Annotated in this window: 17 protein-coding genes; 4 read left to right on the top strand and 13 right to left on the bottom strand. The window is 62.2% G+C overall.

Going from position 1 to position 25,398, the window contains the following annotated elements; genetic code table 11:
* Positions 1–210: 210 nt before the first annotated feature.
* From ACTJLB_RS08645 to ACTJLB_RS08695, 11 genes are all read right to left on the bottom strand, one after another.
* Positions 211–612, bottom strand: a complete 402-nt coding sequence (locus tag ACTJLB_RS08645; RefSeq protein WP_440783018.1) for a hypothetical protein — start codon at positions 610–612, stop codon at positions 211–213.
* Entirely contained in the window at positions 609–8,381 is a 7,773-nt protein-coding gene (locus ACTJLB_RS08650) for a filamentous hemagglutinin N-terminal domain-containing protein (protein ID WP_440783019.1), read from the bottom strand. Before ACTJLB_RS08650 ends, ACTJLB_RS08645 begins: the two co-directional genes overlap by 4 nt.
* A 635-nt stretch (positions 8,382–9,016) precedes the next feature.
* Entirely contained in the window at positions 9,017–9,433 is a 417-nt protein-coding gene (locus ACTJLB_RS08655; protein WP_408193501.1) for a CopD family protein, read from the bottom strand.
* A 205-nt stretch (positions 9,434–9,638) separates the two neighbouring features.
* Positions 9,639–10,910 carry a glutamate-5-semialdehyde dehydrogenase gene (locus ACTJLB_RS08660; RefSeq protein ID WP_440783021.1) on the bottom strand — a complete coding sequence of 424 codons (1,272 nt, stop codon included), beginning with the start codon at positions 10,908–10,910 and terminating at the stop codon, positions 9,639–9,641.
* A gap of 272 nt (positions 10,911–11,182) precedes the next feature.
* Positions 11,183–12,307, bottom strand: coding sequence for a DNA polymerase III subunit delta (holA, locus tag ACTJLB_RS08665; RefSeq protein ID WP_440783022.1), 1,125 nt, complete (start codon positions 12,305–12,307; stop codon positions 11,183–11,185).
* 36 nt (positions 12,308–12,343) lie between these two features.
* Complete coding sequence (locus ACTJLB_RS08670) at positions 12,344–12,898, bottom strand: LPS-assembly lipoprotein LptE (protein WP_020071303.1); 555 nt, start codon at positions 12,896–12,898, stop codon at positions 12,344–12,346.
* A 91-nt stretch (positions 12,899–12,989) separates the two neighbouring features.
* On the bottom strand, positions 12,990–15,581 hold the full coding sequence (gene leuS / locus ACTJLB_RS08675; protein ID WP_440783024.1) for a leucine--tRNA ligase: 2,592 nt from the start codon (positions 15,579–15,581) through the stop codon (positions 12,990–12,992).
* A gap of 147 nt (positions 15,582–15,728) precedes the next feature.
* Positions 15,729–16,160 (bottom strand): ExbD/TolR family protein, encoded by a 432-nt coding sequence (locus tag ACTJLB_RS08680; RefSeq protein WP_087752244.1) that lies wholly within the window; start codon positions 16,158–16,160, stop codon positions 15,729–15,731.
* Between the two features lie 51 nt (positions 16,161–16,211).
* Positions 16,212–16,922, bottom strand: coding sequence for a MotA/TolQ/ExbB proton channel family protein (locus ACTJLB_RS08685; RefSeq protein ID WP_440783025.1), 711 nt, complete (start codon positions 16,920–16,922; stop codon positions 16,212–16,214).
* A 57-nt stretch (positions 16,923–16,979) separates the two neighbouring features.
* Complete coding sequence (dapB, locus tag ACTJLB_RS08690) at positions 16,980–17,777, bottom strand: 4-hydroxy-tetrahydrodipicolinate reductase (RefSeq protein WP_020071299.1); 798 nt, start codon at positions 17,775–17,777, stop codon at positions 16,980–16,982.
* Positions 17,778–17,970: 193 nt separating this feature from the next.
* The gene (locus ACTJLB_RS08695; RefSeq protein WP_087752243.1) at positions 17,971–18,795 is read right to left on the bottom strand and encodes an outer membrane protein assembly factor BamE; all 825 of its coding nucleotides are present in this window, start codon (positions 18,793–18,795) and stop codon (positions 17,971–17,973) included.
* A 158-nt stretch (positions 18,796–18,953) separates the two neighbouring features.
* Between ACTJLB_RS08695 and fur the strand changes: the two genes are divergently transcribed.
* A complete protein-coding gene (gene fur / locus ACTJLB_RS08700) occupies positions 18,954–19,382 on the top strand; it encodes a ferric iron uptake transcriptional regulator (protein WP_012434340.1) in 429 nt (142 codons plus the stop codon).
* A gap of 255 nt (positions 19,383–19,637) precedes the next feature.
* Here the strand turns inward: fur and gap are convergent, their stop codons facing one another.
* Both gap and tkt read right to left on the bottom strand, forming a co-directional pair.
* A complete protein-coding gene (gene gap, locus ACTJLB_RS08705) occupies positions 19,638–20,648 on the bottom strand; it encodes a type I glyceraldehyde-3-phosphate dehydrogenase (RefSeq protein ID WP_020071297.1) in 1,011 nt (336 codons plus the stop codon).
* Positions 20,649–20,755: 107 nt separating this feature from the next.
* Positions 20,756–22,777: a transketolase gene (gene tkt / locus ACTJLB_RS08710; RefSeq protein WP_440783027.1), complete on the bottom strand. Its 2,022-nt coding sequence runs from the start codon at positions 22,775–22,777 to the stop codon at positions 20,756–20,758.
* 313 nt (positions 22,778–23,090) lie between these two features.
* On the opposite strand from tkt, the gene speE reads away from it, so the two are divergent.
* From speE to ACTJLB_RS08725, 3 genes are all read left to right on the top strand, one after another.
* A complete protein-coding gene (gene speE, locus ACTJLB_RS08715) occupies positions 23,091–23,972 on the top strand; it encodes a polyamine aminopropyltransferase (RefSeq protein WP_440783028.1) in 882 nt (293 codons plus the stop codon).
* 110 nt (positions 23,973–24,082) lie between these two features.
* Positions 24,083–24,496: a VOC family protein gene (locus tag ACTJLB_RS08720; RefSeq protein ID WP_310067352.1), complete on the top strand. Its 414-nt coding sequence runs from the start codon at positions 24,083–24,085 to the stop codon at positions 24,494–24,496.
* A gap of 19 nt (positions 24,497–24,515) precedes the next feature.
* Complete coding sequence (locus ACTJLB_RS08725; protein WP_310067349.1) at positions 24,516–25,256, top strand: 16S rRNA (uracil(1498)-N(3))-methyltransferase; 741 nt, start codon at positions 24,516–24,518, stop codon at positions 25,254–25,256.
* The last annotated feature ends 142 nt before the right edge of the window (positions 25,257–25,398 follow it).

A 25,398-nucleotide genomic window follows, 5' to 3' on the forward strand; every position in this document is an offset into this window, starting at 1 on the left:
GGTCTATCAATGCGTCGATATGCGGACAAACACCGCGCCCATTAATGCGCAACGTGATTGGGAATGCGGAATAAAAAAGGGCGGTGCATATAGCACCGCCCTCTATCGACGAAACACGAACTTGCTGGGCTGATCGTCCTGCTGCAGACGATCAGCCAGTTGCCGTCTCACCGCGCCTCAGCATGCTTCACAGCCGGCGCGGTGAAGGTGTCAGGCTGCGCCCTTGATCGTGGCGCGTGCCGGGCTGCCCAAGGGCGCGAGGCCCATTTTCAGCCAGCCATGCGACTTGACCACATACGCCTTGCCGTCCTTCACGCCGCTTTCCGTGTAGAAGTACTCATGCGTCTGCATGTTGACGGACAGGTCCGCCTTCGTCTTCTGCTGCGGATCTTCGTACGTGAAGTGCTTCACGCCTTCCGCGCCGTCGCGGTATGCCAGATGACGGTCCAGTGCACCAGCGTGCGTGAACAGTTGCACGTCGGCGGAGTTCGTCGTCATGTCGACCGTGACGTGCTCCAACTCGGCATCTGCCCAGAACACCGGGTCACCGGATTCGAGCGTCAACGCCTGCTCAGATTCCAGATACCAATGGGCCGACAGCATGTCGCTCATGAAATAGGCCGCTGCGCCGCCAATTCCGATCGCGCCGATTGCGCCCGCTGCAATGCCACCGCTACCGCCGCTCGAACCACCGGCTGACGCGGTGCCACCATTGTCGATAGGGGGGTGTTACCGCCGTTGTCGACCGGTGGCGTGTTGCCTCCGGTGTCACCGCCGTTGTTGCCACCGCTATTGCCGCTATTGTCGCCGCCGTTGTCGCCGCCGTTGTTGCCACCGCTGTCGCCGCCGTTGCTACCGCCGTTGTCGCCGGGGGTCAATATGGTGCCGTTGTCGATGATGACAACCGTGCCGTTGTCCGTCACGTTCACGTTGCCGTCGATGATCGTCCCATTGCCGTTCGTCGAGTTACCCGAGATTTCGCCCGAGCCGTTGCCGGAGATGTTGATCGAACCGTTCGGATCGACGATCACACCCGTGCCATCAGTCGAGTTGCCGCTGATGTTGGTCGTGCCGTTGTCCGTCGTATTGATCGAACCGTTGATGTCCGTGCCCGTGCCGTTGGTCGAATCACCCGAGATGTTCGTCGAGCCGTTACCCGAGGTGTTGATCGAACCGTTCGGGTCCACCACCACGCCCGTGCCATCAGTCGAGTTACCGCTGATGTTGATCGTGCCGTTGTCGGTCGTGTTGATCGAACCGTTGATGTCCGTGCCCGTGCCGTTGGTCGAATCACCCGAGATGTTCGTCGAGCCGTTACCCGAGGTGTTGATCGAACCGTTCGGATCGACGATCACACCCGTGCCATCAGTCGAATTGCCGCTGATGTTGGTTGTGCCGTTATCCGTCGTGTTGATCGAACCGTTGATGTCCGTGCCCGTACCGTTGGTCGAATCACCGGAGATGTCGGTCGAGCCGTTACCCGAGGTGTTGATCGAACCGTTCGGGTCAACGATCACGCCCGTGCCATCAGTCGAGTTGCCGCTGATGTTGGTCGTGCCACTGTCAGTCGTGTTGATCGAGCCGTTGATGTCCGTGCCCGTACCGTTGGTCGAATCACCCGAGATGTTCGTCGAGCCGTTACCCGAGGTGTTGATCGAACCGTTCGGGTCCACCACCACGCCCGTGCCATCAGTCGAGTTACCGCTGATGTTGATCGTGCCGTTGTCGGTCGTGTTGATCGAACCGTTGATGTCCGTGCCCGTGCCGTTGGTCGAATCACCCGAGATGTTCGTCGAGCCGTTACCCGAAGTGTTGATCGAACCGTTGGGGTCCACCACCACGCCCGTACCATCAGTCGAATTGCCGCTGATGTTGGTCGTGCCGTTATCCGTCGTGTTGATCGAACCGTTGATGTCCGTGCCCGTACCGTTGGTCGAATCACCCGAGATGTTCGTCGAGCCGTTACCCGAGGTGTTGATCGAACCGTTCGGATCGACGATCACGCCCGTACCATCAGTCGAATTGCCGCTGATGTTGGTCGTGCCACTGTCGGTCGTGTTGATCGAGCCGTTGATGTCCGTGCCCGTACCGTTGGTCGAATCACCCGAGATGTTCGTCGAGCCGTTACCCGAGGTGTTGATCGAACCGTTCGGGTCCACCACCACGCCCGTGCCATCAGTCGAGTTACCGCTGATGTTGATCGTGCCGTTGTCGGTCGTGTTGATCGAACCGTTGATGTCCGTGCCCGTGCCGTTGGTCGAATCACCCGAGATGTTCGTCGAGCCGTTACCCGAAGTGTTGATCGAACCGTTGGGGTCCACCACCACGCCCGTGCCATCAGTCGAATTGCCGCTGATGTTGGTCGTGCCGTTATCCGTCGTGTTGATCGAACCGTTGATGTCCGTGCCCGTGCCGTTGGTCGAATCACCCGAGATGTTCGTCGAGCCGTTACCCGAGGTGTTGATCGAACCGTTCGGATCGACGATCACGCCCGTACCATCAGTCGAATTGCCGCTGATGTTGGTCGTGCCGTTATCCGTCGTGTTGATCGAACCGTTGATGTCCGTGCCCGTACCGTTGGTCGAATCACCCGAGATGTTCGTCGAGCCGTTACCCGAGGTGTTGATCGAACCGTTCGGATCGACGATCACGCCCGTACCATCAGTCGAATTGCCGCTGATGTTGGTCGTGCCGTTATCCGTCGTGTTGACCGAACCGTTGATATCGGTGCCGGTGCCGTTGGTCGAATCACCCGAGATGTTCGTCGAGCCGTTACCCGAGGTGTTGATCGAACCGTTCGGATCGACGATCACGCCCGTGCCATCAGTCGAGTTGCCGCTGATGTTGATCGTGCCGTTGTCGGTCGTGTTGATCGAACCGTTGATGTCCGTGCCCGTACCGTTGGTCGAATCACCCGAGATGTTCGTCGAGCCGTTACCCGAGGTGTTGATCGAACCGTTCGGGTCAACGATCACACCCGTGCCATCAGTCGAGTTGCCGCTGATGTCGGTCGTACCGTTGCCGGAGGTGTCCACCGAACCGTTGATGTCCACACCCGCATCGGTGCCCTGACCTGAGATGTTCGTCATGCCGTTGTCGGTCGTGTTGATCGAGCCGTTCGGATCAACGATGACGCCCGTGCCGTTCGACGCGTTCCCGGAGATGTCGGTCGTGCCGTTGCCCGACGTGTCAACCGAACCATTGATATCCACGCCTGCATCCGTGCCGTTGCCCGAGATGTTCGTCGTGCCACTGTCGGTCGTGTTGATCGAGCCGTTCGGATCAACGACTACACCGGTGCCGTTCGATGCATTACCCGAAATATCGGTCGTGCCGTTGCCCGACGTATCAACCGAACCGTTGATGTCCACGCCTGCATCCGTGCCGTTGCCCGAGATGTTCGTCGTGCCACTGTCGGTCGTGTTGATCGAGCCATTCGGATCAACGACTACACCGGTGCCGTTCGACGCATTACCCGAAATGTCGGTCGTGCCGTTACCTGATGTGTCCACCGAACCATTAATATCCACGCCTGCATCGGTGCCGTTGCCCGAGATGTTCGTCGTGCCACTGTCGGTCGTGTTGATCGAACCGTTCGGATCAACGATCACACCCGTGCCGTTGGATGCGTTCCCGGAGATGTCGGTCGTGCCGTTGCCCGACGTATCAACCGAACCGTTGATGTCCACGCCTGCATCCGTGCCGTTGCCCGAGATGTTCGTCGTGCCGTTGTCGGTCGTGTTGATCGAGCCGTTCGGATCAACGATGACGCCCGTGCCGTTGGATGCGTTACCCGAGATGCCAGTCGTGCCGTTACCTGACGTGTCAACGCTGCCGTTGATGTTCACGCCTGCATCGGTGCCCTGGCCCGAGATGTTGGTCGTGCCGTTGTCGGTCGTGTTGATCGAACCGTTCGTATCAACGATTACGCCCGTGCCATCAGTCGAGTTACCGCTGATGTTAATCGAGCCGTTGTCCGTCGTGTTGATCGAACCGTTGATGACCGCGCCATTGCCGTTCGTCGAATTTCCGCTGATATCTGCTGCACCGTTGCCCGAGATGTTGATCGAACCGTTCGGATCGACAATCACGCCCGAACCATTGGTCGAACCACCCGAAATGTTCGCCGTGCCGTTATCCGTCACGTTCACATTGCCGTCGATGACCGCACCGTTGCCGTTCGTCGAATTACCGCTGATATCGGCTGCACCGTTGCCCGAGATGTTGATCGAACCGTTCGGATCGACAATCACGCCCGAACCATTGGTCGAGCCACCGGAAATGTTCGCCGTGCCGTTATCCGTCACGTTCACATTGCCGTCGATGACCGCACCGTTGCCGTTCGTCGAATTACCGCTGATATCGGCTGCACCGTTGCCCGAGATGTTGATCGAACCGTTCGGATCGACAATCACGCCCGAACCATTGGTCGAGCCACCGGAAATGTTCGCCGTGCCGTTATCCGTCACGTTCACGCTGCCATCGATGACCGCGCCGTTGCCGTTCGTCGAATTGCCGCTGATGTCAGCCGCGCCGTTGCCCGAGATATCGATCGAACCGTTCGGATCGACAATCACGCCCGAACCATTGGTCGAGTCACCGGAAATGTTCGCCGTGCCGTTATCCGTCACGTTCACGCTGCCATCGATGACCGCGCCATTGCCGTTCGTCGAATTCCCGCTGATATCGGCCGCGCCGTTGCCCGAGATATCGATCGAACCGTTCGGATCGACAACCACGCCCGAACCATTGGTCGAGCCACCGGAAATGTTCGCCGTGCCATTCTCCGTCACGTTCACGCTGCCATCGATGACCGCACCGTTGCCGTTCGCCGAATTACCGCTGATATCGGCCGCGCCGTTGCCCGAGACATTGATCGAACCGTTCGGATCGACAATCACGCCCGAACCGTTGGTCGAGCCACCGGAAATGTTCGCCGTGCCATTCTCCGTCACGTTCACGCTGCCATCGATGACCGCGCCATTGCCGTTCGTCGAATTCCCGCTGATATCGGCTGCACCGTTGCCCGAGATATCGATCGAACCGTTCGGATCGACAATCACGCCCGAACCGTTGGTCGAGCCACCGGAAATGTTCGCCGTGCCGTTCTCCGTCACGTTCACATTGCCATCGATGACCGCACCGTTGCCGTTTGCCGAATTGCCGCTGATGTCAGCCGCGCCGTTGCTTGAGATGTTGATCGAACCATTTGGATCGACAACCACGCCCGAGCCGTTCGTCGAGCCACCGGAAATGTTCGCCGTGCCGTTGTCGGTCACGTTCACATTGCCATCGATGACCGCACCATTGCCGTTCGTCGAATTCCCGCTGATATCGGCCGCGCCGTTACCCGAGACATTGATCGAACTGTTCGGATCAACAACGACGCCCGAACCATTGGTCGAGCCACCGGAAATGTTTGCCGTGCCGTTGTCGGTCACGTTCACCCTGCCATCGATGACCGCGCCATTGCCGTTCGTCGAGTTACCCGAGATGTCGGCCGTGCCGTTGCCAGAAACGTTGAGCGTGCCGTTCGGCTGAAGGTCCACACCCGCGCCTTGATTCGACGTACCGGAAATAGTGATAGTGCTGTTGTCAGCTGTGTTCAACGAGTTGTTAACGTCGACGCCATCTCCAGTATTCGAAGTGCCGGTGATATTGGCCGAGCTATTATCTTGTGTGTTGATCGCGGTAGCAACGTTGACCCCCGCACTGCTATTAGACGAGCCGGCGATGCTAAGCGAACCGTTCCCACTCACATTGAAACCGCCAGGGTAGTTCCCATCAACCATCACGCCGTTGGCACTGTTGGACGTGCCCGCAATGTTCATGCGGCCCGTATCGGTAATTTGCACGGATCCAGGCCACGTCACGTCGACGCCGACCGACGAATTGCCCTGCCCGTCCAGGTTGAATGTGCCGTTCCCCGACACGCCCCAGTTTCCCACCATGACGACCCCGGCTGTTGCACCCGTGCCGTTGATGTTGAGCGTGGCATTGTCCGTGACATTGATGGTGGGCGCTGCCGAAACGCCGACCGCCTTATTGGATGTACCGTCGATGTTTATCGTTCCGTGGCCGGACACAGCCAGGTTGGCGAAGTTCAGGTAGCCGCCGCCGCTGAGAGCGTTACCGTTGGCGTTCTGAGCACCCATGGCAAGCGAGACGCCCAACGTGCTGTCGGAATGGCCCGTCACGTTCAGGATCGCATTGCCAGTAACGTTGGTGTTCGCTGCCCACATTGCCGCCCCGAAGCCACTTGAACTCGTCCCGTTCAGGTTGAGAGTCGCGTCTTGCGTCAAAGTGAGATTAACAGGCGAAGAAACGCCCGCTTTGCCGACCTCAATACCGGTGCCAGCAACCGAAGTACCCGTCACGTTGACTCGGCTGTTGCCCGATTCCGTGAAGTTCGTACCGGTCACGAACTGGACGCCATCCGCCGTGTTCGAGGTACCCGTAACGGTCAACGTGCCATTGCCAACTTCCGTGAAGTTGCCGCCGAACATCACGCCCGCGCCCGTGTTCGAGGTACCCGTAACTGTCAACGTGCCGTTGCCGACTTCTGTGAAGTTGCCGGGGAACATCACGCCCGCGCCCGTGTTCGCCGCGCCGGTGATTGAGCCGCCGCTCACGTTCGTGACCGTACCGCTGAATGCCAGCCCGTTGCCGCTGCTTTGACCGGACACATCGCCATGAGCAGTCAAGGCGCCACCGTTGAGGTCGATGGTGCCGCTTTGCTGCCACAGCGTGCCAGTGTGATTGCCGCCGACGTCAGCCGTCAGGTTGAGGTTCAGCTGGTTGAACGTCGATGTGATATTGCCGTGCAGCGTGATGCTGCCGTTGGCCGCCAGCGTCAAGTTAGCGTTGCCACCGGCGGTCTTCGTGATATCCGCACCCGCTTGCTGAACGATATTGCCCACCGCCGTGCCCGAACTGGCCGTCGTGATCGTCACGTCCGTGCCCGCGTTCAGCGCGTTGCTGATCGTCGTGTTCTTGACCGTCGCGGTGTTGCCCGTGCCGGCGAAGCCGCTCGTCACCGTGCCGTTGTAGCCGGCATCCGCGCCCGTGCTGATGGTCACATCGGTCGGGTCGATCAGCCATTGGCCAGCCTGGCCTTCCGGTGCCGCCGCGCTCACCTGACCTTGTACGTTGAGGCTATGACCCGATGTTTCGACGAAGCCGCCGTTGCCGTGTGCCGAACCGGCATCGATCGTCGCGCCAGCATCCACTTGCGTGAAGTTCGCGAACTGCACGCCGTCTTGGAGCATCGATTGAGCTTGCGTGCCGTCCAGCTTATGCAGGCTGTCGCCACCAATGATGACCTTGCCGCCCTCCGTCGCGCCGCTCGCATCGATCGATGCATTGCCAAACACGCCCACGCGATCGCCCGACAGCACCACCGTGCCGCCTTGGCCCACTGCGTTCGATGCGTCGATCTTGCCCGTCACCGCCACGTCGCCCGTGTTGCCGGCATCGGCGACGACCGTGCCCGCGCGCACCACGCCCGAGAGGTTCACCACCGTGTTCAGCAGCGTGTTGCTGCCGCGCGCCGTCAGCAGCACCGTGCCGTTGTCGGCCTTGATGTTGCCGCTGTTTTCCACCAGCGCGTTCGCCGACGCGTTCGTCAGCGTCAACTGGATGCCCTGGCCGTTCGGCAGCGCAACCATCGCGCTGTCGCCCGCGGCGAGCGCGACCTGGCCGCCTTGGGCCGTCGTGATTGCGCCGCTGTTGCGCACCTGGTCGCCCATCAGCACGACGTAGCCTTGCGCGTTGATCGCGCCGTCGTTGACGACGCTGCCATTCGTTCCCGTGGACTTCAGCGAGAGCGGGCCGCCTGCCATGAAGGCGTTCGAATCGACCGACTTGGTCGTGGCCAGCAGCGAGCCGACGTTGACCACCGAGCCTTTGCTGAACAGCACGCCGTTCGCGTTCTGAATCAGCACCTGGCCATTGGCGAGGAGCGAACCTTGAATGTTGGAAGCACCACCGCCCGTCACACGGTTCAGCGCCTGTGCTTGCGCGTTCGGCTGATTGAATTGCACGGTATTGCCCGTGCCGACGTTGAACGAATTCCAGTCGATCACAGCACGTTGCGTACCTTGATTGACGGTCATCGTGTTGGTGTTCTGCGAAATGCTCGCCTGACCTGCCATCACCTGGCCGTTGGTGGGCAGCGACTGCGCGCGGCTCACCAACGGCTGAAATGCGACTAGCGCGACGGCCATGGCGGTCATCGTGGAAACGACGCCCAGTTCGCGGCCCGAAGGCCCCACGCCGGCGCTTTCACCTGCTTGCTTACCTTGACTCGCGACGTTTTCCGCAACAGCGACGAGCATGCCGAGACGTTTGCTAAATACTCGGCGGAACCGATTCTTGTTCATGAAAGACTCATAATTAAGTTGGACACACGACAACCGCGCGCTGCGGCTCGACATTGAGCGAAGCGGGGCTATGGCCGTCGTGCTTTGCTAATGTTCGAAGTTGAGAATATGAGATGCGTCCAACAGACAGAATCAGACGATGACTAAAAGCGCCTCCTGCTCCGGGAGGCGTTTGCAGACAAATGTGGAGACAACGCGGCGCGCTTAGGGCGTATAGACGGGCTTGCCGTCTAGCAGCCTCGCGGCGAGAAAATGGAAGAGTCCGTGAGGCGCTTGCGCGATGGACGCAAGCAAGAAATTCGATGAGAAGCGAGTCCGCCGATATTAGCGGCGAGGGCTGCCGCGCACGGACAAGCGCGGCAAATCTGCCGCACCACAATTCAGAAAAGTCTTAGCCAAGGCGACAGGGTTCAGCGCCTGGAATCGGTGGGGAAACGGAAATTTAGGATGCCACAGAGTGGGCGGACCGCTTCCAGGGAGCAAGCTTCGCGCATTCACTCTTGCAGCTGAGCGGCGGGGGAATGCCGCGTCGCTGAAGTCAAGCCACTGCGTTACTTGTCACGCCGCGAGCGACACTACTCGCAGCGAAGCATGCGAACAATTAGTCATCCGACACGCTACGCGTGTGGCTCACATCAGAATGGCTTGATGACCACCAGCGCGACCGCAGCCAGCATCCCGAGCACGGGCAGTTCGTTGAACATCCGGTACCACTTGTGCGTGCGGCGGTTCTGCCCGCGCTCGAATGTCCGCAGCAACACGCCGCAGTACGCGTGATAAATCACCAGCAGCACGACGACGCCGACCTTCGCATGAATCCAGCCCTGTCCTTGTCCGATTCCCACGACGAGCCAGAGCCACACCCCGCAAATGAGCGCCGGCACGGCGATAAACGACATGAAGCGAAACAGCTTGCGCGCCATGATCAGGAGACGCTTCACCGCCGCCGGCTCGGTTTCCATCGCCAGGTTGACGAAAATGCGCGGCAAATAGAACAGACCGGCAAACCAGGAAGCGACCAGAACGATATGAAACGTCTTGATCCAGAGCATCAAATTTCCTTGGGTGCGTGTTGAGTGTTGTAACCAGCGTGTCGTGGTCAGCCTGTGGTGACAGCCTGTTGTGACCAGCGGCGGCAATCATGGCGGTCATCCATTGCGACGCACAGTGACCGACGGTCGCGGCATCGCCAGGAGGCGTAGACAGGCGGACAAACGTGGCCGCGTTGCACGGCCACGCTTACCATTGGATGAGCGCTTATTGACGCCCTTCGCCATGTCCGAGCACGACGTACTTCAGCGACGTCAAACCTTCCAGCCCCACCGGACCGCGCGCATGAAGCTTGTCATTTGAGATGCCGATTTCGGCGCCAAGACCAAACTCGAAGCCGTCGGCGAAACGGGTCGATGCATTCACCATGACGCTTGCCGAATCCACTTCGCGCAGGAAACGCATGGCGCGGTCGTGGTCTTCGGTGACGATCGCGTCGGTGTGCTGCGAGCTATAGGTGTTGATGTGCTCGATCGCCGCGTCCAGATCGTCGACCACCTTGATCGCCAGCACCGGCGCGAGATATTCGGTACGCCAGTCATCTTCCGTGGCATCGACCAGCGGGCCCACGCCCGCGTCGGCCAGCACCGCACGCGCCGCCGCGTCCACGCGCAACTCGACTTCTTTCTCGCGATACAGCTTGCCAAGAGGCGGCAACACCGTCGATGCGATACCACGCGCGACGAGCAGCGTCTCCATCGTGTTGCAGGTGCCATAGCGGTGCGTTTTGGCGTTGTCGCAGACCGTCAGCGCCTTCGCGAGATCCGCGCGGTCGTCCACGTACACGTGACAAATGCCGTCGAGGTGCTTGATCATCGGCACTCGTGCTTCGTTCATCAGCCGCTCGATCAAGCTCTTGCCACCGCGCGGAACGATCACGTCGACGTACTCGGTCATTGTGATCAGCTTGCCGACCGCGGCGCGGTCCGCAGTCGCGACAACCTGCACGGCGTCCTGCGGCAAACCGGCAGCTTCGAGTCCCTCGCCGATCAGCTTCGCGAGCGCCGTGTTGCATTCCAACGCTTCCGAACCGCCGCGCAGGATCGTGGCGTTGCCCGACTTCAGGCAGAGCGCGGCGGCGTCGATCGTCACGTTAGGACGCGATTCGTAGATGATGCCGATCACACCGAGCGGCACGCGCATCTGCCCGACCTGAATGCCGCTTGGGCGGTACTTCAGATTGCTGATCTCGCCGATCGGGTCGGCGAGCGCCGCGACCTGGCGCAGGCCTTCGACCATCGTTTTCAGCGCTTTGTCCGACAAAGTCAGCCGGTCGATGAAAGCCGCGTCGTGGCCTTTGTCGCGTGCCCGCGCGAGGTCACGCGCGTTGGCTTCCTTGAGCAACGCGGCGTCGCGCTCGATACCCGCTGCGACCGCCGCGAGTGCCGCGTTCTTCGCGGCCGTCGACGCCCGCGCCATCGCACGCGAGGCCTGGCGGGCGCGGCGGCCGAGGTCGGTCATGTACTGGTCGATATCCATGTGATTCTCGTGATGGCGCGCACGTCGACGTGCGGCGCAAAGGCTGTTTAGCGAATGATTCAACGATTGTAAGTCGGGGCAACGCGCTCTGCTTGCGATGGAGGCCAGCGCTATCTATCCCGCGGAAGCCGCCAATGTTCAGCACGCGAAGCCCGGCAGGCTAAAGCGAACTCGTGGTCCGGACGGTTCAGCCGTCCGCCTGAGCCGTGGCGCTCGTCACGCCTTCCTTGTGCCACACCGAATGTGACCGCGGCTTGGCCTGCATTACCGGATCACGCCGGCCTGCGTGCGCCCGCTGCGGCCCCGGCTCCGCCCCGAGGTCGCGGCGGCGGAACAGGCGCCGTTTTCGGCGACGCGACCGTCATCGCGAGTTCAAACAAGCCGTCCCAAGGATCGGGCGGCGGGTCATTGCGATGATTGCCAGGCGTGCTGCCCGACAAGCCCTTGACCTGGCGGTCGAGCCGCGCCGCCAGCGCCAGCGCTTTTTCCAGCGAGGCCTCGGTAACGCGTGACAAAGCCGGCCCGATCAACCGCTCGCGCGGACCCCACACGCGGTTTTCGCGCACCAGCATCGCGAGCGGTTTGCCGGCCGCGACGCCGCGTTTGATGCGCAAAAGCGTACGCAATTCTTCGACGACCGCCCACAGCACGAGGACCGCCGCTTCGCCTTCGCCGCGCAGTCCGTCGAGCATGCGCGACAGACGGCCGACGTCGCCCGCGAGCATCGCCTCGTTCAGCTTGAACACGTCGTAGCGCGCGACGTTGAGCACGGCGTCGTGAATCTGCTCGAAACTCAGCGAGCCGGCCGGATAAAGCAAGCCGAGCTTCTGAATTTCCTGATGCGCCGCGAGCAGGTTGCCTTCGACACGCTCGGCGATAAACGCGAGCGCGCGCCGCCCTTCTTCCCCAGCGGCGACCCGCTGGCCTTGCGCCGCGAGCCGCTGGCCGACCCAGTTCGGCAACTGCGCGCGCTCGACCGGATCGATTTTCAACGCGACGCCCGCGTCGGCAAGCGCCGTGAACCAGGCGGATTTCTGCGTGGCCGCGTCGAGCCGCGGCAGCGTGATCATGGTCAACACGTCGTCATTGACGGCGGCCGCCAGCGCTTTCAGCGCATCTGCGCCTTCCTTGCCGGGCTTGCCCGAGGGAATGCGCAGTTCGACCAGTTGACGGTCACCGAACAGCGACATCGACTGGCTCGCGCCCAACAGCGAACTCCAGTCGAAACCGCGCTCCACGGTGAACACCGAGCGATCGGTGAAGCCGGCCGCGCGCGCCGCCGCGCGAATCCGGTCGCACGCTTCCTGCGCGAGCAGATGCTCGTCGCCGTACACGACGTACAGTCCGGCGAGTCCCTTGGCGAGATGCGCTTCGAGCGCGTCAAGTCGCAGTTGCATGGCTATGTATTTCTCAGATCCCGTCGACGCCCGCGCTCACAGCGGCGGCGGCGGCAAAGGCGCGCGCGGCACGACGGCCGGCACCTGCTCGCCCGGCGCCGGATGCAGCGAGCGCACGCTCGACAGACGGCGCGTGAGCTGGTCGATCGCGTCGTTTTCCATATCGGCGAAGAGGATGTCCGACTCGGCGGCTTTCGCTTGCGAGTACTTGTCGCTATAGGTCATCGCGCGGTTCAGTGCGATCACGCTCGGCGGAATCAGCACCGTGCCGTCCTTGCCGATCAGCGAGTAGTTCATGGAGAGATTCAATTGATACTCTTCCACGACGCCCAGCGAGTTCAGCGTCAGCGTGCTGTAGCCGCGGCCTTCGGTAATCTGCAGCGTAGCGTCCGCGCTGGTCACCGAGTTCACCACGACCGTGTCGCTGCCGCCTTGCACCATGCGCGCGAGCCGCGCGTTCGCCGATGCCGAACCGCCGGCGACGAACAGGCGCTTGAACGCATAGTCCTGCTGGCCGCGCAATTGGAAGCCGCACGCGGACAACATCAATACGCTGCAAGCCAGCGTCAAAAAAAACGATCTGCGAGTCACATTGGCTCCTGGTTCGCAGTGGGTTCCCGGCGAGAGGCACGCGCCGCCGCACGCGACGGCGCCATGCCTGTTGACAGATGCTGCTCGATCGTCAAACGACCACGTTCACGAGGCGGCCCGGCACCACGACAATCTTCTTGGGCGCCCTGCCTTCGCTGAATTTCGCGACCATTTCGTGGGCGGCCGCCAACTGCTCGATCGATTCGCGCGACGCGTCTTTCGACACCGTCAGCGCGCCGCGCACCTTGCCGTTCACCTGCAGCACGAGTTCGATCTCCGATTGCTCGAGCGCCTTCTCGTCGACCTTCGGCCACGGCGCGTCGAGCAGCGAGCCGAACTCGTCGGCGTAACCGAGTTCCTGCCACAGCTGGAACGTGAGGTGCGGCACGACCGGATACAGCACGCGCAGCATCACACCATAAGTTTCGCGCAGCACAGCAGGCTGCGCGCCCTTTGCGCTGTCGAGCGCGTTGAGCATTTTCATCGCCGCCGACACGACCGTGTTGTACTGCAAACGCTGGTAGTCGAAGTCAGCCTGCTTGAGCACGCTGTAGATTTCGCGACGCAGCAGTTTGTCAGCGTCGGCGAGTTGCGCGGCGTCGAACTGGCCGCCTGCGCGCAGCGCCGCTTCGTTCGCGTGACCGAAGCTCCACACGCGACGCAGGAAGCGGCTCGCGCCTTCGACGCCCGAGCCCGACCACTCCAGCTGCTGCTCGGGCGGTGCGGCGAACATGACGAACAGACGCGCGGTGTCCGCGCCGTGTTGATCGATCAGGGATTGCGGATCGACGCCGTTGTTCTTCGACTTCGACATCTTCTCGACGCCGCCCAGCACGACCGGCAGGCCGTCCGAGTTCAGCACGGCACCGACCGGGCGGCCTTTGTCGTCGAAGGAAACGGTGACGTCGGCCGGGTTGTACCAGGTTTTCTTGCCCGTGGCGTCTTCCCGATAGTAGGTTTCGTTGAGCACCATGCCCTGCGTGAGCAGGTTTTTCGCCGGCTCACCGAACTTGACGAGACCGAGGTCGCGCATCACTTTCGCCCAGAAGCGCGAGTACAACAGGTGCAGAATCGCGTGCTCGATGCCGCCGATGTACTGGTCCATCGGCGCCCAGTAGTCGGTGCGCTCATCGACCATGGTCGGTGCGCCCGGCGATGCGTAGCGGTAGAAGTACCACGACGAATCGACGAACGTGTCCATCGTGTCCGTCTCGCGTTTGGCCGCGCTGCCACAGGTCGGGCAGGTGCAGTTCACGAACGCTTCGGACTTCGCGAGGGGGTTGCCCGTGCCGTCCGGCACGAGGTCCTCGGGCAGCACGACAGGCAGGTCTTTTTCCGGCACCGGCACGTCGCCGCACTTCGGGCAGTGGATGATCGGAATCGGCGTGCCCCAGTAACGCTGGCGCGACACGCCCCAATCACGCAGACGCCACGTGATCTGCTTGTCGCCCAGGCCCAGCGCCTTCAGGTCGGCGGCGATCGCGTCTACCGCCTGTTCGTAGTTCAGGCCGTCGTACTTGCCGCTGTTGACGAGCGTTCCGCCCTTCTCGCCGTACCACTCTTCCCAGGCCTGCGTCGAAAACTCCTTGCCTTCGACCGCCACCACCTGCTTGATTGGCAGACCGTATTTCTTTGCGAACGCGAAATCGCGCTCGTCGTGCGCCGGCACGCCCATCACAGCGCCTTCGCCGTAAGTCATCAGCACGTAGTTGCCGATCCACACTTCGACCGGTTCCTGCGTAAGCGGGTGCTTGACGAAAAAGCCGGTGCGCATGCCCTTCTTTTCCATGGTCGCGACGTCGGCTTCGGCCACGCCGCCGCGCTTGCATTCGTCGATGAAAGCCTGCAGTTCCGGCTTGTCTTGCGCGAGACGCGTGGCAAGCGGGTGCTCAGCGGCGATCGCGGCGAAGGTCACGCCCATGATCGTGTCGGCGCGCGTGGTGAACACACGCAACAGCTTCTGTTCGCCGTCGATTTCATACGGGAAACCGAAGTTCACGCCGAAGCTCTTGCCGATCCAGTTCTGCTGCATGATCTTCACGCGCTCGGGCCAGCCGAGGCCTTCCAGATCGTTCAGCAACTCGTCTGCGTACTGCGTGATGCGCATGTAGTACATCGGGATTTCGCGCTTCTCGACGAGCGCGCCCGAGCGCCAGCCGCGACCGTCGATCACCTGCTCGTTCGCGAGCACCGTTTGATCGACCGGGTCCCAGTTCACGGTGCCGGTTTTCTTGTACGCGATGCCCTTTTCCAGCATCTTCAGGAACAACCACTGGTTCCACTTGTAGTAATCGGGGCTGCAGGTGGCGACTTCGCGCGACCAGTCGATCGCGAGGCCCATGGACTGCATCTGCTTCTTCATGTAAGCGATGTTGTCGTAGGTCCACTTTGCCGGCGGCACGTTGTTGGCCATCGCGGCGTTTTCCGCCGGCATGCCGAACGCGTCCCAACCCATTGGCATCAGCACGTTGTAGCCGTTCATCCGCAGATAGCGGTACATCACGTCGTTGATCGTGTAGTTGCGCACGTGCCCCATGTGCAGCTTGCCCGACGGATACGGCAGCATCGAGACGCAGTAGAACTTGGGCTTGTCGGTGGTTTCCGATGTCTTGTACGCGTCGATGGCGCGCCATTGCCCTTGCGCGGCGGATTCGACGTCGGAGGGAACGTATTTTTCGTGCATGGTGTGATGGGATCGCTGGGTTCGGTGCTTCCGCACCGGCCGCTTGGTGCTTTTGCTGGATGAAATGGCGTCGTTTCCCGTACTGCGGGGAAAGGGCTGATTATACCGTTCGCGGACGGCTGCGCCGCGTGGCGAACGCCCGCGCGCCTACTGCTGCGCGCCTGGTGGCGGCGGCTCGGTCACGAAGCCGATGCGCTCAAGACCAGCCTGCTGCGCGGCGCCCATGACCTGCGCGATCACCTCGTAGCGCGTATTGCGCTCGGCGTGCAGATGAATTTCGGGCTGGTCGGCCTGCTTGCCGGCTTGCGCGAAGCGCCCGCGCATCTGGTCAAGCGTGATGACGCTGCCGTCCCAGTAGAGCTTGCCCGCGGCGTCGATAGAAAGAGAAATGGTTTGCGGCGTTTCGCGCGCCGGCGCCGACGCGACCTTCGGCAGATCGAGCCGGATCGCGTGCGTGAATAAAGGCGCGGTAATGATGAAAATCACCAGCAGCACCAGCATCACGTCGATCAGCGGCGTCATGTTGATCTCGGCCATCGGTGCAGCCGTCTGCCTTTTCTCCAGTCCGCCGAACGCCATGCCGCCTCCTATGTCGTGACGCGCGCCTAGTGCCGATTGCGCTTATTGCCCTTAGTGAGTCGTGGCCTGCGGACCGCGCACCGGCGCTTGCGGCTGGCCCACGGGCGCGCACACGTACGAGTGCAGGTCGTGCGCGAATCCGTCGAGTTCTTCCGACAGCTGCCGCACGAGGCGCCCCAGCACGTTGTAGGCGAGCACTGCGGGAATCGCCACCACGAGACCGAAGGCCGTCATGATGAGCGCCTCGCCGACCGGCCCGGCGACGTTCTCGATCTGCGCCTGACCGCTCGCGGCAATGCTGCCGAGCGCGTGATAAATGCCCCAAACGGTGCCGAGCAGGCCGACGAAAGGCGCCGTGCTGCCCACCGAAGCCAGCAGCACCTGGCCGAATTCGAGCCTGCGCTGCGACGCATTGAGCGCCTGACGCAGCGCGCGAACCACACGCTCGCTGCGCTCGACGCGCGCAAGCAGTGCGCCGGGAATATCGACTTCGGCTGCATGGAGCGCCGCTTCTGCAAGCGGCGCGAAAACGCGCTCGCGGTCGACGCGCTTCAATTCGGCGACACCTTCCGCAAGGGTCGGCGCCTGCCAGAAGCGCGCGACAGCTCGCGTCGCCTGACGTTTGGCCCGCACCAGCACCCAGGCCTTGACGATCAGGAAGCACCAGCTCGCAATCGACATCGCCAGCAGCACATAAGCGACGCCATGCGTGATCGCGTCGCTCGTTTGCAGGTAATGGATGATGCCGCTGCCGCCTGCCATCTGATTTCGCCGGGGAAAAGTGAGTTCGTGCGGATAAGTAAGCCCTGCGCGCCGCGTTTAACGCAGGCCGAGCACGTCTTGCATGTCGAAGAAGCCGGTCTGGTGGCCTTCGAGGAAACGCACGGCACGCAGCGCGCCCTGCGCGTACGACAGGCGGCTAGCCGATTTGTGCGTGATTTCAATGCGCTCGCCGATGCCGGCGAACAGCACCGTATGGTCGCCGACGATATCGCCGCCGCGGATCGCCGAAAATCCGATCGTGGACGGATCGCGCTCGCCAGTCACGCCTTCGCGGCTATAGACCGCGCAGTCGTCGAGATTGCGCCCGAGAGCGTTGGCGATCACTTCGCCCATTGTCAGCGCGGTGCCCGACGGCGCATCGACCTTGTGACGATGATGCGCTTCGATGATCTCGATGTCGTAGCCGGTCGCGAAATGCTTCGCGGCGTACTCGAGCAGCTTGAGCGTGACATTCACGCCCACGCTCATATTCGACGCGAACATGATCGCGATGTTGTCCGCCGCGGCGCGCAGTTGCGCCTTCTGCTCATTATCGAAGCCGGTCGTGCCGATCACCATTTTCACATTGTGACGCTGCGCGGCTTCCAGATGCATCAGCGTGCCTTCAGGACGCGTGAAGTCGATCAGGTAGTCCGATTCCGCGAACACACGTTCAATGTCGTCGGTCAGCATCACGCCCGTCTGTTTGCCGAGAAAGGCGCCGGCGTCCTGACCGAGTTGCGGAGAACCCGCACGGTCGAGCGCGCCCGACAGCGTGGCGTCGGAATCGTTGAGAACGGTTTCGATGAGCATGCGGCCCATACGGCCCGATGCGCCAGCAATCGCAATTTTCATGGCTACGAGGGTTCGAAAGACACAGCCCGGTAGAGGCGGGCAAAAGCGGCGGCGGGCAGCACGCCCTCGCACCGCGCGGGACTGGAACAGCAGAGAATCCGACGGCGCCGCGCGAAGCCCGAAGCGACACTTTGGAGTGACACTCCACGGCGGGCGAATGCGCAGCGGCCGTCTTAAAACAAGGACAGCGCTATTACTGGCTCGTTCCCGAAGTGGACGGCGTGCCAACCGGCGCGTTCTGCGTCGAGCCGCTGCTTTGCGAGCCCGTCGGCCCGACTGGATTGTCCTGCGACGACGGCGATTGCGGCGGCGGCGGACGGTGGAACTGGAACTGCGGCTGACCACCGGACGTCGGGCCTTGCGGCGGGATGCCGCCGGCATTCGCGGTCGGAGCGGTTGAGCGCACCGACGACGGCGTGTTCCGCGACGGCGCTTGCACCGCATTCGTCGCACGATTCGCGGCTTGAGCGGCTTCAGCGTTCGCGTCGGTAGACGGCGCGGCCGCTGCGGCAGCACCTTCGACGGACGGTGAACGCGCAGTGTCGACCGTGACCGGCGCCGTGGCTACCGGCGCGCTTGCCTCGCCTGTGCTGCTCGCTACGCTCGCCGCGGCGGCCTTCTTACCGCGCTTGTCACCGTCGATCTCAGCCAGCAGTTCGAGGTTGGACGGCAGATCTTCGCCGCCGCTCCAGCTGGCGACGCGATCGCCGGCGAAATTGACCACGAAGTCGCGCTGCTGCACGACGTTAGTCGAGCCGCGCTTGAAATAGAACACGTAGTCCCAGCGATCTGCGTGGAACATGTCGGCGAGGAGCGGCGTGCCCAGCAACTGACGCACCTGTGCGCGCGACAGGCCCACCTGCATTTGCGCAGCGGCTTCTTTCGAAACGAAGTTGCCTTGCACAACGGTAATCCGGTACGGCGTGATGCTTTGAGCAACCCGCTGGGTGAGGCTGTCGTACGTGGAACATCCTGCAAGAATCGCGACAGCCGCAACAGCGGTCAAGGTACCCCGCATGCGGCTCCCCCGGTAGATCAGTTGAGATTTTGAAATCATTTCACTCACCGTGCGGGCCCGCTGACGAGCCGCGCGAGTTTCATTCCATCGAAGATGACCAGAACGGCAAAAACACATTACTATGAGAGCCCAGCATTGTACTCTAGGGATCCCTTGTCATGACCAATCCAACCGATCTCAAGAACATCGGGCTCAAGGCGACCCTTCCGCGCCTCAAAATCCTCGAGATTTTCCAGCACAGCCCGGTGCGTCACCTGACGGCCGAAGACGTGTACCGCAACCTCCTGCACGAGGAGCTCGATATCGGTCTTGCCACCGTCTATCGTGTACTGACGCAATTCGAGCAGGCCGGCCTGCTCTCGCGCAGTAATTTCGAATCGGGCAAGGCTGTTTTCGAGCTGAACGAAGGGTCGCACCACGACCATCTGGTGTGCCTCGATTGCGGCCTCGTCGAAGAATTTTTCGACTCCGAAATCGAGAGTCGCCAGCAGTCCATCGCGAAGGAACGCGGCTTCAAGCTGCAGGAACACGCACTGGCGCTCTACGGCGCCTGCACGAAGGAAAACTGCCCGCATCGCAAGCATTGACGCGGTGCCGGCCGTGTCGGGGGGCGCGGTCGAACGATTAGCAATCAGCAGAAAAATGGCCCGGCCGGGTTGAATCGGCCGGGCCATTTTTTTGGTCGGGCGAATTTCTTTGCCTGAAACGCCGCGGCGTCCGGCGTCTATCTCGACACTCGGCAGGCGTAAAAAAGCCGCTCCGAAGAGCGGCTTTTTTTGCGAACCGCGCTAAATCGAACCGCCGACGTTACGACGACGGCGTCCGGAAAAGCACAGAACGGCTTACTTCGCGTTGGCGAGCGCCACGGCCGTGTCCAGCATGCGGTTCGAGAAGCCCCACTCGTTGTCGTACCAGCTCGACACCTTCACCAGGCGGCCCGACACCTTGGTCAGCGTTGCGTCGAACGTCGACGAAGCCGGGTTGTGATTGAAGTCGATCGAGACCAGCGGCGCGTCGTTGTAGCCGAGGATGCCCTTCAGCGCGCCTTGCGACGCTTCCTTCATGATCGAGTTGACTTCTTCGACGGTGGTGTCGCGTGCGGCGATGAACGACAGATCGACCACCGACACGTTGATGGTCGGCACGCGAATCGCGTAGCCGTCCAGCTTGCCGTTCAGTTCCGGCAGCACCAGGCCGACAGCCGACGCAGCGCCCGTCTTGGTCGGGATCTGGCTATGCGTGGCCGAGCGCGCGCGGCGCAGGTCTTCGTGGTACACGTCCGTCAGAACCTGATCGTTCGTGTACGCGTGAATGGTCGTCATCAGGCCGTTCACCAGGCCGATCTTGTCGTTCAGCGGCTTGACGAGCGGCGCGAGGCAGTTCGTCGTGCACGATGCGTTCGAGATCACCGTGTCCGATGCCTTCAGCACGTTGTGGTTCACGCCGTAGACGATCGTTGCGTCGACGTCCTTGCCGCCCGGCGCCGAAATGATGACCTTCTTCGCGCCGCCCTTGATGTGCGCGCTTGCTTTTTCCTTCGTCGTGAAAAAGCCCGTGCATTCCATTACGACGTCGACGTTCAGCTCGCCCCACGGCAGCTCAGCCGGGTTGCGGTTGGCCAGCACGCGGATCTTGTCGCCGTTCACAACCAGGTAGTCGCCGTCCACCGACACTTCGCCCGGGAACTTGCCGTGCGCGGTGTCGTATTGCGTCAGGTGAGCATTGGTCTTGGCGTCGCCCAGATCGTTAATGGCGACGATTTCGATATCGTGCTTCTTGCCGTTTTCATAGAAGGCGCGCAGCGTGTTGCGGCCGATCCGGCCGTAGCCGTTGATTGCAACGCGAATCGTCATGATCTATCTCCTGATGACTAAAAAAATACGTTGATATTCGTCTGACCGGCTGCGTTGCCGCGCGTTCGTGCTCCTGCTTCAGCCGTGCGGCAACGCTTTGCTTCAGATCAGCCGAGTGCGGCTTTGGCCGTCTCTACCACGTGTTCGACGGTGAAGCCGAAATGCTTGAACAGCACGCCAGCCGGGGCCGATTCGCCGAACGTGTCGATGCCGACCACGCCGCCTTCCAGACCCACGTACTTGCGCCAGAAATCCGTCACGCCCGCTTCGATCGCGACACGGCGCACGCCTTGCGGCAGCACGCGTTCGCGGTATTCCGCATCCTGCTTGTCGAACACCGTGGTGGACGGCATGGAGACGACGCGCGCCGCGATGCCCTCGCGCGCCAGCGGCTCGACCGCCTTGAGCGCCAGTTCGACTTCCGAACCGGTGGCCATCAGGATGATTTTGCGCGCAACGATCTCGTCGTTCCAGTCACGCAGCACATAACCGCCCTTCTCGATGTTAGCGATCTGCGCGTCCGTGCGCTCCGAGAACTGCAGGTTCTGACGGCTGAAAATCAGGCACGACGGACCATGGTGTTCGACCGCGTGAGTCCACGCCACCGCCGTTTCGACGGTATCCGCGGGACGCCACACCTGAAGATGCGGAATCAGACGCAAGCTCGCTACGTGTTCGACCGACTGGTGAGTCGGGCCGTCTTCACCGAGACCGATCGAGTCGTGCGTGAACACGAAGATGGACGGCGCCTTCATCAGCGCGGCAACGCGCAGCGCGTTGCGGCTGTAGTCGGAGAACGTCAGGAACGTGCCGCCGAAAGCCTTGAAGCCGCCGTGCAGCGCGACGCCGTTGATCGCGGCGCTCATGCCGAATTCGCGCACGCCGTAGTTGACGTAGTTACCCGCCGCGCGGCCTTCGCCGTTCACGCGAACCGGCTTCGCCGCCTTCCAGTTGGTCAGGTTCGAACCGGTCAGGTCGGCCGAGCCGCCGAGCAGTTCCGGCAGCACTGCGGACAAAGCCTCGATGGCCTGCTGCGATGCCTTGCGCGTCGCGACCGTTTCGGCACGCTCGTTCGCGCCGGCGATGATCGCCTTCGCCTTTTCCTTCCAGTCAGCGGGCAGTTGCTTGCCCATACGACGCGTGAATTCAGCCGCTTCTTGCGGATATTTCGCCGAGTAAGCCGCGAACGCCTTATCCCAGTCGGATTCGAAACGCGCGCCCGCTTCCTTCGCGTCCCACGCTGCGTAGACTTCCTGCGGAATCACAAACGGCTCCCACTTCCAGCCGATGGCCTCACGCGTGGCCGCAATTTCCTTGTCGCCGAGCGGCGCGCCGTGCGAGTCGTGGCTGCCGGCTTTGGTCGGCGCACCTTCGCCGATTACGGTCTTGCAGCAGATCAGCGTGGGTTTGTCCGATTGCTTGGCCTTCTTGATGGCGGCGTCGACTGCGTCGACATCGTGGCCGACCACGTTCGGAATCACGTTCCAGCCGTATGCTTCAAAGCGCTTCGGCGTGTCGTCGTGGAACCAGTGCACCACTTCGCCGTCGATGGAGATGCCGTTGTCGTCGTAGAACGCGATCAGCTTGTTCAGCTTCAGCACGCCCGCGAGCGAAGACGCTTCATGCGAAATGCCTTCCATCAGGCAGCCGTCGCCGACGAACACATACGTGTGGTGGTCGACGATCTTCGCGTCGGGCTTGTTGAATTCGGTGGCGAGCAGCGACTCCGCGAGCGCCATGCCGACCGCGTTCGCCAGACCCTGGCCGAGCGGGCCGGTGGTCGTTTCGACGCCCGGCGTAATGCCGTATTCCGGGTGGCCCGGCGTCTTCGAATGCATCTGGCGGAAGTTCTTCAGTTCGCTGATCGGCAGGTCGTAGCCGGTCAGGTGAAGCAGCGAGTACAGCAGCATCGAACCGTGGCCGTTCGACAGAACGAAGCGGTCGCGGTCCGCCCATTGCGGGTTCTTTGGATTGTGGCGCAGATGGCGCGACCACAGGGCCACGCCGATTTCGGCCATGCCCATTGGCATGCCGGGGTGCCCGGAATTCGCTTGTTGAACGGCGTCCATGGACAGCGCGCGGATTGCGTTGGCCATCAAGGAAGTGGGTGCGGGAGACGGGGTCGTCATGTCGAGTCCGGAGACAGAGTCAGAAAGCGGTGCGCGCTTGAGGCCCGGAAGCTCGGCGGCCAGTCCGCTTCGGCGCACGGTGCGGCGCCGGAAGACGCGAAACGGGCAGAGCAAACGGACAAGGCTGAAAGCGTGCCATTCTAACAGAACGTTGTCTCCCTCCCTGTGCGCAAAGCCGCATGGCGGGCGCCGCCCGGTGCCTCCAAAGAGCCGCTGATTCGTTCCGCATCGTGGGGCGCGCACGAGACCGTGCGGCGCGCCGCCCTTACAATCGGGCAGCGGAAACCAACCCGTTCACACTGGGCAAACCATCTTGAGCGCTACTTTGCTGTTCCACCCGAGTCCGGACGCTGTCTACGGATTTCCGGACGCGTCGCTGATTGCACGAGTCGATTCGCCGTATCAGCGCATCGAGGTGTGGGACACGCGCCAGCTCGGCCGGATCTTCACGCTCGATGGCCGTCCCATGACGTCCACCGGCGACGAGTTCATCTATCACGAGTGCATGGTGCATCCGGCGGCGTTGGCGCATCCGGCACCGAAAGCCGCGCTGGTTCTAGGTGGAGGCGACGGGGGCGCCGCGCGGCAACTGCTGGCGCATCCGGGCATCGAAAGGATCGTCGTCGCCGAACTCGACGAACAGGTGGTTCGCCTGACCCGCGAGCACATGCCCGAAGTACACGGCGGCGCATTCAACGATCCACGCGTCGAACTCGTGATCGGCGATGCGGCGCATTTCGTGACCGCGGCCGCGCAGTCCCGGTCTGCGCAGTTCGATCTGGTCGTATTCGATCTGACGCCGCCGGACTCGCCAGCGGCCGGCCTGTACACGACCGCCTTCTACAGTCAGCTCAAGCGGGTGATGAGCGCGAACGCCGTGTTGTCCGTCCATCTGGGCTCGCCCTATTTCCACGCCGAACGCATTGCCGGCCTGCTGGGCGATCTGCGCAGCGTGTTCGCGGTGGTGCGCACCATGAACACGTTCGTCCCGCTATACGGCTCGTTGTGGATGATGGCGACCGCCAGCGACACGCTCGATCCTGCCGCGCTGACGGCGGAGATCGTGGCCGAGCGCCTCGCCGTGCGAGGAATCGACGCACGGAAGCACTACAGCCCTGCCGCGCATGCCGGACTCTTTACGGCATCGCCGTCGGTGCAAGATAAACTAGGTCAATTCTTAAAGCCGGCACACTGACGCACGGGCAAAATGCACGGCTTCGCCGGATTGCGCTATCTCTTTGCCGATACGCAACCCGTTGCCGGCGGCCCGGCATGCGCCTAATAACCCTAGATCTGGAGAACCCCATGACCGCCTCCCGCCCAGCCGGTGTGCCCTGGTTGACCCCCTATCTGACGGTACGGGACGCGCGAACCGCGAGTGCCTTTTATACCGCGGCATTCGGCTTCGAATTGCGGGATAGCGTGCAGGACGACGGCGTCGTCATGCATGTCGAAATGACCTATCAAGGTCAGTTGATCGTGATGTTCGCGCCGGAAGGCGCGTTCGGCTCCACCGCAAAAACACCCCGCAGCGCGGGCGCGATCGCGCCGCAATCATTCTATGTCTACGTCGACGATGTCGACACGGTTTACGCTCGGGCGCTTGCCGCCGGCGCCAAATCGTTGAGCGAGCCACAGGACCAGTTCTGGGGCGACCGCTTCGCCCAGGTCGAGGATCTGGACGGCTACCGTTGGGCGCTCGCTCGCCACCTTTCGTGAACTAATGAGTATTTTTCTGATGCCTCGCTTCTTCGTCGGTACGCCTCTTTCGCCCGACGACATCATGCAACTTCCCGATGACGTCGTACGGCACGTCCTCGTGCTGCGCTTGCAGACCGGTGACTCCATTGTGCTTTTCAACGGTGAGGGCGGCGAATACAGCGCCGAACTCGTCGCGATCGAACGCCGCACGGTCACCGTGAAGGTCGGCGAATTCCGCAATATCGAAGTCGAGCCGCCGTATCGGCTCACGCTCGCTCAGGGCATAGCAAGCGGCGACAAGATGGACTGGCTGATCGAAAAAGCCGTCGAACTCGGCGCCTCGAGCTTCGTGCCGTTGACCACCACGCGCAGCGTCGTGCGTCTGAACGGCGATCGTGCGCTTCGGCGGCATGCGCACTGGGAAGGCATCGTGCGGGCGTCGTGTGAGCAATGCGGACGCAACCGCCTGCCGACAGTCATGCCGGTACGTGAAATCGCCACATGGCTCGCCGCAATGCCGCGCGTTCCCGCAGAAGACGAACTGCGCATTCTGTTGTCGCCACGCGCCAGCATCCATTTTTCAGCGCTGCCCACGATTCCGCCGAAGGGGCCTGTCACCGTGCTGGTCGGCCCCGAAGGCGGCTTTTCCGCCGCGGAAGAAGCCGCCGCGACGGACCACGGATTTCAGGCGGTCGGGCTCGGACCGCGCGTCTTGCGCACCGAGACCGCTGGCATGGCGGTTCTGTCCGCACTCGCGGCTGCGTGGGGCGGCTGGTGAGGTGATGAATTAATTGGTGCTTGTGGGCTCTATGGCGTAGGCAGCCGCAACGGCAGTGATCGAAGCGGACGCCGGCGCGACCGGCACAAGCGCCACCAGTGCCACTGGCACCGGGCTCAAGCCCAATCCGCCAAAAGCAAAG

Source organism: Paraburkholderia sp. 22098 (assembly GCF_052045935.1).
Lineage (GTDB): Bacteria > Pseudomonadota > Gammaproteobacteria > Burkholderiales > Burkholderiaceae > Paraburkholderia > Paraburkholderia caledonica.